This is a genomic window from Kitasatospora sp. NPDC057738 (assembly GCF_042798815.1).
GTDB classification, from domain to species: Bacteria; Actinomycetota; Actinomycetes; order Streptomycetales; family Streptomycetaceae; genus Kitasatospora; species Kitasatospora lactacystinica.
The window spans coordinates 23,551-32,774 of the sequence record NZ_JBHVJT010000085.1 but is presented as its reverse complement, the minus strand read 5'-3'; the positions used below and the strand labels follow the sequence as shown (position 1 = coordinate 32,774).

Genomic DNA, 9,224 nt, shown 5'->3' with positions numbered 1-9,224 from the left:
TCTTGTTACCCCCCTTATCCCCCACGGGCCCGGTCCCTCCTGAACCCCCCCCCCCCGGGACCCCCCCGGCCCCGTCGCTGATGACCGCGAGACGGGCACTCCGCAGCCTTCGAGTTCTCGGCTGCTTTTCATCGGGACGATTCCCGCGCGGGTGTGCCCTGCGGCCTGTGATGTCGCTGAGCCGTGAGCGGCGTCGCACACCGGGAGCGAGGGCCTGACGGTCTCGGCGGGAGGGCGGGACCTCGGGCCGGAACGGATCCGATGGGGCGAGGTGGGATTTCGTGGGTGCCGGCGGCCCGGCTCTCTGGACTTACTAGGACGTCCAACTATATGGTCGACGGCAGGTCCGCGGTGTCAGGGAAGCCGGTGTGAGTCCGGCACGGTCCCGCCACTGTGACCGGGGAGTTCGTCCTCGCATGTGACGGCCACTGGCAGCCAGCCGGGAAGGCCAGGGGGCGGGCGTGGATCCGGGAGTCAGGATACCGGCCGCGGGTGATCCGTGTTTTCCACGAGGATGGAGACGACACGCATGACTCCGGGCCGCTGTTCCCGTTCCGCTGCCGTGCTGCCGACCGCCGGGGCCCACCTGCTCTGACGGTTCGTCAATCACCGCCTGTCGCAAGGCGTCGGCGTACCACCGTACGCCCGAGCCCCGCGGCGTGGGCGGTGTGCTCTCCATTCCTCCTCTCCCCACCTGTGACGAGAGAAGGAACCGATGGTCCGCGAACTGACCCACTTCGTCGGCGGCAAGCGCGTCGCCGGGACGTCCGGCCGCTACGGCGACGTCTTCGACCCCAACACCGGCCGGGTGCAGGCCCGGGTGCCGCTGGCCGACCGGGCCGAGGTCGAGGCGGTGATCGCCGACGCCGCCCAGGCCCAGCCCGAGTGGGCGGCCTGGAACCCGCAGCGGCGGGCGCGGGTGCTGCTGCGCTTCCTGCAGCTGGTCGAGCAGGAGAAGGAGGAGCTGGCCCGGCTGCTCTCCGCCGAGCACGGCAAGACCGTGGCCGACGCCCACGGCGACCTCCAACGCGGCCTGGAGGTCGTGGAGTTCGCCGCCGGGATCCCGCACCTGTTGAAGGGCGAGTTCACCGACAACGCCGGCACCGGCATCGACGTCTACTCGATGCGCCAGCCGCTCGGCGTGGTCGCCGGCATCACGCCGTTCAACTTCCCGGCGATGATCCCGCTGTGGAAGGCCGCGCCCGCGCTGGCCTGCGGGAACGCCTTCGTGCTCAAGCCCTCCGAGCGGGACCCGTCGGTGCCGCTGCGGCTCGCCGAGCTGTTCCTGGAGGCCGGGCTGCCGCCGGGCGTGCTCAACGTGGTCAACGGCGGAAAGGAGGCGGTGGACACCCTGCTGGAGGACGAGCGGGTGCGGGCCGTCGGCTTCGTCGGCTCCACCCCGATCGCCCAGTACGTCTACGCGACGGCCGCCGCCCACGGCAAGCGGGTGCAGTGCTTCGGCGGCGCGAAGAACCACATGATCGTGATGCCGGATGCCGACCTCGACCAGGCCGCCGACGCGCTGATCGGCGCCGGCTACGGTTCGGCCGGGGAGCGCTGCATGGCGATCTCGGTGGCCGTCCCGGTGGGGGAGGAGACCGCGGACGCGCTGGTGGCCAAGCTGGTCGAGCGGATCGCCGCGCTGAAGGTCGGCCGCTCGGACGACCCGGCGTCCGACTTCGGCCCGCTGGTCGGCGCCGACGCGCTGGAGCGGGTGCGCGGCCATCTGGACGTCGGGGTCCGGGAGGGCGCCGAACTCGTCGTCGACGGGCGGGAGTTCCGCCTTGACGGGCACGAGCAGGGCTTCTTCCTCGGCGCCTCGCTGTTCGACCGGGTGACCCCGGACATGCGCGTCTACCGCGAGGAGATCTTCGGCCCGGTGCTCACCGTGGTCCGCGCCGCCGACTACGAGGAGGCGCTGCGGCTTCCCAGCGAGCACGAGTTCGGCAACGGCGTGGCCATCTACACCCGGGACGGCGACACCGCCCGGGACTTCGCCCGCCGGGTGAACACCGGCATGGTCGGCGTCAACGTGCCGATCCCGGTGCCGATCGCCTACCACACCTTCGGCGGCTGGAAGCGCTCCGCCTTCGGCGACCTCAACCAGCACGGGCCGGACTCGATCCGCTTCTACACCCGCACCCGCACCGTCACCTCGCGCTGGCCCTCCGGGGTCAAGGAGGGCGCGAGCTTCACCATGCCGACGATGGGATGAGCGCCGTGCACGACCTCACCGAGGACCAGCTCACCATCGCGGAGACCACGCTGGCCTTCGCCCGCGAGCACCTCGCTCCGAACGCGGTCGAGTGGGACCAGACCAAGCACTTCCCGGTGGACGTGCTGCGCAAAGCGGCCGAGGTCGGCCTGGCCGGCGTCTACGTCCGTGAGGACGCGGGCGGCTCCGGGCTCACCCGGGTCGACGGCGTGCTCGTCTTCGAGGCCCTGGCCACCGGCTGCCCGTCGATCGCCGCCTACCTGTCCATCCACAACATGGTCGCCTGGATGATCGACCGCTACGGCGACGACGCCCAGCGAGCCCGGTGGCTGCCGGGGCTCAGCGCCATGGCGACGCCCGCCAGTTACTGCCTCACCGAGCCCGGCGCGGGTTCGGACGCCGCGGCGCTGACCACCCGGGCCCGACGCGACGGAGACCACTGGATCCTCGACGGCGTCAAGCAGTTCATCTCCGGCGCGGGCACAGCCCGGGTGTACGTGGTGATGGCCCGCACCGGCGGCCCGGGCGCCGCCGGGGTCTCCGCGTTCGTCGTCGAACGGGACGACGCGGGGGTCTCCTTCGGTCCGAACGAGAAGAAGATGGGCTGGAATGCCCAGCCCACCCGCCAGGTCGTACTGGACGGCGTCCGGCTGCCCGCCGACCGCCTGCTCGGCGGCGAGGGCGAGGGCTTCCGGATCGCCATGAACGGGCTGAACGGTGGCCGGCTCGGCATCGCCGCCTGCTCGCTCGGCGGCGCGCAGGACGCTCTGGAACGCGCCACCCGTTACCTGGCCGACCGGGAGGCCTTCGGCGCCCGGCTGCTGCACGCCCAGGCGCTGCAGTTCCGGCTCGCCGACATGGCCACCGAGCTGGAGGCGGCAAGGTCGCTGCTCTGGCGGGCCGCCGCCGCGCTGGACCGGGTCGATCCCCGGGCGCCGGAGCTGTGCGCGATGGCCAAGCGGTACGCCACCGACACCGGCTTCGAAGTCGCCAATGCCGCCCTCCAGTTGCACGGCGGCTACGGCTACCTGGCCGAGTACGGCATCGAAAAGATCGTCCGCGACCTGCGGGTGCACCAGATCCTGGAAGGGACCAACGAGATCATGCGCGTCATCGTCGCCCGCGGCCTGACGGGAGCCGCATGATGACCGAGGACACCGTCAAGGAGGTCCTCACCGAGCGCGAGGGCCGGGCCGGCCTGATCGTCCTCAACCGTCCTGCAGCCCTGAACGCCCTCACCCACGGCATGGTGCGGAGGATCTCCGAAGCCCTCGACACTTGGGAGAACGACGAGCAGGTCGGGACCGTCGTCATCAGCGGGGCCGGCGAACGGGCGTTCTGCGCGGGCGGCGACATCGTGGCCATCCACCGCGCCGCCACCGGGGGAGACCCCGGCGCCGTCGAGGAGTTCTGGCGGGACGAATACCGCCTCAACGCCCGGATCGCCCGATACCCCAAGCCGTACGTCGCGCTGATGAACGGCATCGTCATGGGCGGCGGCGTCGGCGTCTCCGCCCACGGCAGCGTCCGGATCGTGACGGAGACCACTCGCGTCGCGCTGCCGGAGGCCGGGATCGGCTTCGTCCCCGACGTCGGCGGCACCTACCTGCTCGCCCTCGCCCCCGGCGAACTCGGCACCCACCTGGCCCTGACGGCCGGCTCCGTCGGCGCCGCGGACGCCCTGCTCTGCGGTCTCGCCGACCACTTCGTCCCTTCCGAACGGCTCCCGGCGCTGCTGGACGACCTGGCCGAACTGCCCGTGCACGACGCCCTGGAACGGCACGTCCAGCCCGTGCCGGCCGGGTTGTTGGACGGGCAGCGCGACTGGATCGACCACTGCTACGCGGCCGGCACCGTGGAGGAGATCCTCGACCGCCTCCGCGGCAGCGGCGAACCAGAGGCGAAGAAGGCCGCGGACCGGATCGCCGCCAACTCCCCGACCGCGGTGAAGGCCACCCTGGCCGCGCTGCGCCGGGCCCGGGCCCTCGGCCCGCTGGAGGCGGTGCTGGACCAGGAGTACCGGGTCTCCTGCACGGCGCTCGCCACGCCGGACCTCGCCGAGGGCATCCGGGCCCAGGTGATCGACAAGGACCGTGCACCGCGGTGGAGCCCGGCCGCGCTGAGTGCCGTCGAACCCGCCGTCGTGGCCCGCTACTTCGCCCCGCTCGGCGAGCGCGAACTCGGCCTCGCCGCCACCACACCCCTGGAGCGCTGGTGACCCACACGATCGGATTCGTCGGACTCGGCAACATGGGCGGCCCGATGGCCGCCAACCTGGTCAAGGCCGGACACCGGGTTGTCGGTTACGACCTCGCTCCGGAAGCAGTGCGGCGGGCGCGGGAAGCCGGCGTCCGTGCGGCGAAGTCCGCGGTCGAGGCGGTGCGGGAGGCCGACGTCGTCATCAGCATGCTGCCTGCCGGTCGGCACGTGCTGGCCGCCTACGCGGAACTGCTGCCCGCCGCACGCCCGGGAACGCTGTTCGTGGACTGCTCCACGATCGACGTCGCGGACGCGCGGGCGGCGCACGAGCAGGCCGTGAACGCGGGACACGGTTCGGTGGACGCGCCGGTCTCCGGCGGAGTGGTCGGTGCGACGGCCGCGAGCCTCACCTTCATGGTCGGCGCCGAGGAGCCGGACTTCGAGGCGGCGCGACCGGTGCTGGACGCGATGGGCCGGAAGGTGGTGCACTGCGGTCCGGCCGGTGCCGGGCAGGCCGCCAAGATCTGCAACAACATGATCCTCGGTGTCTCGATGATCGCGGTCAGCGAGGCCTTTGTCCTCGGGGAGAGCCTGGGGCTGAGCCACCAGGCGCTCTACGATGTCGCCTCCACCGCCTCCGGGCAGTGCTGGGCGCTGACCACCAACTGCCCCGTCCCCGGTCCGGTGCCGACCAGTCCGGCCAATCGCGACTATGCCGCCGGGTTCGCGGCCGCCCTGATGGCCAAGGACCTCGGACTCGCTGCCGGGGCCGCGGAGGCTGCCGGCCTTTCCACCGAACTCGGCCGCCGGGCAGCGCAGTTGTACGCAGACTTCGCTGCGGCCGACGGTATCGGCCTGGACTTCTCGGCGATCATCAACACCCTCAGGAAGGACGGCAAGTGACCGGCTACGAGACGATCCTGGTCGAGCGCAAGGGCCGGGTCGGGCTGATCACCCTCGACCGGCCGAAGGCGCTGAACGCGCTGAACACCCGGCTGATGAACGAGGTCGTGGCGGCGGCAACGGAGTTCGACCGGGACCCGGGGATCGGCTGCCTGCTGCTGACCGGTTCGGAGAAGGCCTTCGCGGCCGGCGCCGACATCAAGGAGATGCAGTCCCTCGACTTCGTCGACGCCTACCTCGGCGACTGGTTCGCCGCCTGGGACCGCTTCGCCGCGGTGCGCAAGCCCGTCGTCGCCGCCGTCGCGGGCTACGCGCTGGGCGGCGGCTGCGAGCTGGCGATGATGTGCGACATCGTGCTGGCCGCGGACACCGCGAAGTTCGGGCAGCCGGAGATCAAGCTCGGGGTGATCCCGGGCATCGGCGGCTCGCAGCGCCTCACCCGCGCCGTCGGCAAGGCCAAGGCGATGGACCTCTGCCTCACCGGCCGGATGATGGGCGCGGAGGAGGCCGAACGGGCCGGCCTGGTCGCCCGGATCGTCCCGGCGGACCAGCTGCTCACCGAGGCGCTGGCCATCGCCGAGACGGTCGCGGCGATGTCCACCCCGGCGGCGGTCATGCTCAAGGAGAGCGTCAACCGCTCCTTCGAGACGACGCTCGCCGAGGGCGTCCGCTTCGAACGCCGGCTGTTCCACGCGGTGTTCGCCACGGAGGACCAGAAGGAGGGCATGGCCGCCTTCGCCGAGAAGCGGGCGCCGTCCTTCACCCACCGCTGATGGTTCGCGCGTGTGCCGCCCGTTGCCCGGGGCGGCACACGCCGGTCAACTCCCGGACCGCGGTGCGGTGAGCGGCGGAGGTGCTCGACGGCCCGGTCCGGGAGCCGGGTGGGGCGGTCGCCGTCTGCTCCGCCCCGCCGCGGATCCTGCGGGGCAATGTCGCGTCGGCGGTCGGCGGTCGGCGGTCGGCGTCAGCGGTCGGCGGTCAACGGCGCGGCCGCGGCCGTCGCCCGCTCGTGGCCGTAACTCACCCTGAGAGCAGGAGAGTTCGCTGTGGGCCTGCCGACGGTTCCGCCGCTGCGCGGGTCCGGCACGGTGGCCGCCGTCCGGGAGGGCCGGGTGGTCCGCCACCGGCTGTGCGAGGAGGGAGTCGGGAGGATGCGCGACCTGCTCGACGCGGCGCCGGGTGCCGGAGGCGGCGGAGACCGGGGCCGGGGACACCGGTGCCCCGGCCCTCCGCGACGGGGGTCGGGGCACCGGTGGGTCAGGACTCCCGGTGGGGGTGGAAGCCGCGGCCGGTCTTGCGGCCGAGGTGTCCGGCCTCGACCATGCGGGAGAGCAGGGGCGGGGGCGCGTAGAGGGGCTCCTTGTACTCGGCGTACAGGGATCGGGCGATGGCCTCGACGGTGTCCAGGCCGATGAGGTCGGCGAGGGTGAGCGGGCCCATCGGATGGGCGCAGCCGTGGACCATGCCGGCGTCGATGTCCTGCGGGGTGGCGTGTCCGGCCTCGGCCATCCGGATCGCGGACAGCAGATAGGGCACCAGCAGGGCGTTGACGACGAAGCCGGCCCGGTCGCGGGAGCGGATGACGTGCTTGCCGAGGGTGTCCCGGGCGAACGCCTCGATCCGGGTGAGGACGGCCGGGTCGGTGTGCAGGGAGGCGACGACCTCGACCAGCGGCATGACCGGTGCCGGGTTGAAGAAGTGCAGGCCGAGGACGTGGGAGGCGCGGCCGGTGGCGATGCCGAGCCGGGTGATCGGGACGGCTGAGGTGTTGGTGGCCAGCACCGCTTGATCATCGACCAGGATCTTGTCGAGCCGGCCGAGCAGCTCGGCTTTGACCGTCTCGTCCTCGACCACGGCCTCGACGACCAGCTGGCGGTCGGCCAGGGCGTCGAGGTCGTCGGCGAACAGCAGGTGGGCCCAGGTGTCCTCGCGGTCGGTGGGGCCGATGCGGCCGCGGTCGACGGCGCGGTGCAGGGAGCGGTCGATGCGGCCGCGGGCGGCCCGGAGCGCGGCCGGGTCCTTCTCGCAGACGATGGTGTCCAGGCCGGCGCGGGCGAGGACCTCGGCGATGCCCGAGCCCATCTGTCCGGCGCCGACGACGGCGACGCGTCGGATCTCGTTCATGGCACTGCCTCCGTGCTGGGGCGGCTCAGGCCGCGGTGCGGACGCGGACGAGGTGGCGGGCGTACGCCTCGGTGGTGAGGAAGGCGGGGAGTTCGTCGCCGAGGGCGGTCTCCTCCAGGATCCGCACCGCATTGTCGACGAGTCGGGGGTCGGCGCCCTCGGCGAGCAGCGCGGCCCGCTCGCGGTCGATGTGTCGGCGCACCAGGTCCGGGGTGGCGAGCGAGCCGCCGGTGAGCCGGGTGCAGTGGTGCTGCCACTGCCAGAGCTGGCAGCGGGCGATCTCGGCGGTGGCGACGTCCTCCATCAGCCCGAAGACGGCGACGGCGCCGGAGCCGCCGAGCCAGGCGGTGAGGTAGCGCAGGGCGACGGCGACGTTGGCGCGCAGGCCCTGGTCGGTGGGCAGGCCGACGGACAGCCGGTGCACGCCCAGCAGGTCCGCGGCGGTGACCTCGACGTCCTCGCGGGTGCGCTCCAGCTGGTGCGGGCGGTCGCCGAGGACGGCGTCGAAGGCGGTGCGGCAGGAGTCCACCAGGCCGGGGTGGGCGACCCAGGAGCCGTCGAAGCCGTCGCCGGCCTCACGCTCCTTGTCGGCCCGCACCTTGGCCAGGGCGACGGCGTTGGCGGCCGGGTCGCGCTGGGGGATCGCGGCGGCCATCCCGCCGATCGCGTGGGCGCCGCGCCGGTGGCAGGTGCGCACCAGCAGGTCGGTGTAGGCGCGCAGGAAGGGCTGGGTCATGGTGAGGGTGGCGCGGTCGGGCAGGACGTAACGCGGGCCGTGCTGGGCGAAGCTCCTGATCAGGCTGAACAGGTAGTCCCACCGGCCGGCGTTCAACCCGGCGGCGTGGTCGCGCAGTTCGTAGAGGATCTCGTCCATCTCGAAGGCGGCGGTGATGGTCTCGATCAGGACGGTGGCCCGGACGGTGCCGTGCGGGACGCCCAACTCGGCCTGGGCGAAGGTGAAGACGTCGTTCCACAGCCGGGCTTCGAGGTGGTTCTCCAGCTTGGGCAGGTAGAAGTACGGGCCGCTGCCGCGCTCGATCTGCCGCCGGCCGCAGTGGAAGAGGTACAGGCCGAAGTCGACCAGGGCGCCGACGGCGGGGCGGCCGTCGATCAGCAGGTGCTGCTCGTCGAGGTGCCAGCCGCGGGGGCGGACCACGATGGTGGCGGGGGAGCGGCGGACCCGGTACCGCTTGCCCTCCGGGGTGGTGTCGTCGATCCGGCGCTCGATGGCGTCGACCAGGTTGAGCTGGCCGCCGATCAGGTTGTGCCAGGTGGGGGAGGTGGCGTCCTCGAAGTCCGCGAGCCACACCTTCGCACCGGAGTTGAGGGCGTTGACGGCCATCCGGCGCTCGGGCGGGCCGGTGATCTCCACCCGGCGGTCGGCGAGCCCGGGGCCGGCGCCGACCACCCGCCAGGTGGTGTCCTCGCGGACGGCGCGGGTCTCCGGGAGGAAGTCCAGGGTGCCGCCGGCGGCCAGCGCGGCGGCCCGGCGCCCGCGCTCGGCGAGCAACTCGGCTCGGCGGGCGGTGAATTCGTCGTGCAGACGGGCCAGGAAGCTCAGGGCATCGGGGGTGAGGATCTCGTCGAAGCGTTCCTCGGACCCTCCGAGGACTTCGGTACGGCTGGGCTGGTTCATCCGGTTCTCCAGGAAGCAGAAAGGTGGGGCCCGGGGGGGGGGGCCCCCCCCCCGCCCCCCCCCCGGGGGGGGTACGGCCTCCCCCCCCCCCCCCCTCTCCCCCCCCCAAGGGGTGCCCCTCCCCCCCATACTGCCACACCCCCCCCC

Annotated in this window: 7 protein-coding genes and 1 riboswitch; of the genes, 5 read left to right on the top strand and 2 right to left on the bottom strand. The window is 72.9% G+C overall.

Annotation, left to right across the window (positions count from 1 at the left end; translation table 11 throughout):
- Positions 1-314 precede the first annotated feature (314 nt).
- Positions 315-506, top strand: a riboswitch (cobalamin riboswitch).
- A 209-nt stretch (positions 507-715) separates the two neighbouring features.
- Genes ACFVGO_RS33680 through ACFVGO_RS33660 form a run of 5 tightly spaced genes read left to right on the top strand, consistent with a single transcriptional unit; the run spans position 716 to position 6,090 of the window.
- The gene (locus ACFVGO_RS33680; protein WP_380635897.1) at positions 716-2,215 is read left to right on the top strand and encodes a CoA-acylating methylmalonate-semialdehyde dehydrogenase; all 1,500 of its coding nucleotides are present in this window, start codon (positions 716-718) and stop codon (positions 2,213-2,215) included.
- Positions 2,212-3,360 (top strand): acyl-CoA dehydrogenase family protein, encoded by a 1,149-nt coding sequence (locus tag ACFVGO_RS33675; RefSeq protein ID WP_359901325.1) that lies wholly within the window; start codon positions 2,212-2,214, stop codon positions 3,358-3,360. Before ACFVGO_RS33680 ends, ACFVGO_RS33675 begins: the two co-directional genes overlap by 4 nt.
- Positions 3,360-4,433, top strand: coding sequence for an enoyl-CoA hydratase/isomerase family protein (locus ACFVGO_RS33670; protein WP_380635911.1), 1,074 nt, complete (start codon positions 3,360-3,362; stop codon positions 4,431-4,433). Before ACFVGO_RS33675 ends, ACFVGO_RS33670 begins: the two co-directional genes overlap by 1 nt.
- Entirely contained in the window at positions 4,430-5,317 is an 888-nt protein-coding gene (mmsB, locus tag ACFVGO_RS33665; RefSeq protein ID WP_380635895.1) for a 3-hydroxyisobutyrate dehydrogenase, read from the top strand. Before ACFVGO_RS33670 ends, mmsB begins: the two co-directional genes overlap by 4 nt.
- Positions 5,314-6,090 carry an enoyl-CoA hydratase gene (locus tag ACFVGO_RS33660; RefSeq protein ID WP_380635893.1) on the top strand — a complete coding sequence of 259 codons (777 nt, stop codon included), beginning with the start codon at positions 5,314-5,316 and terminating at the stop codon, positions 6,088-6,090. Before mmsB ends, ACFVGO_RS33660 begins: the two co-directional genes overlap by 4 nt.
- A 484-nt stretch (positions 6,091-6,574) precedes the next feature.
- Here ACFVGO_RS33660 and ACFVGO_RS33655 read toward each other — a convergent pair whose 3' ends face one another.
- The gene (locus tag ACFVGO_RS33655) at positions 6,575-7,441 is read right to left on the bottom strand and encodes a 3-hydroxybutyryl-CoA dehydrogenase (protein ID WP_380635891.1); all 867 of its coding nucleotides are present in this window, start codon (positions 7,439-7,441) and stop codon (positions 6,575-6,577) included.
- 25 nt (positions 7,442-7,466) lie between these two features.
- A complete protein-coding gene (gene aceB / locus ACFVGO_RS33650; RefSeq protein WP_380635889.1) occupies positions 7,467-9,077 on the bottom strand; it encodes a malate synthase A in 1,611 nt (536 codons plus the stop codon).
- Positions 9,078-9,224: the final 147 nt, after the last annotated feature.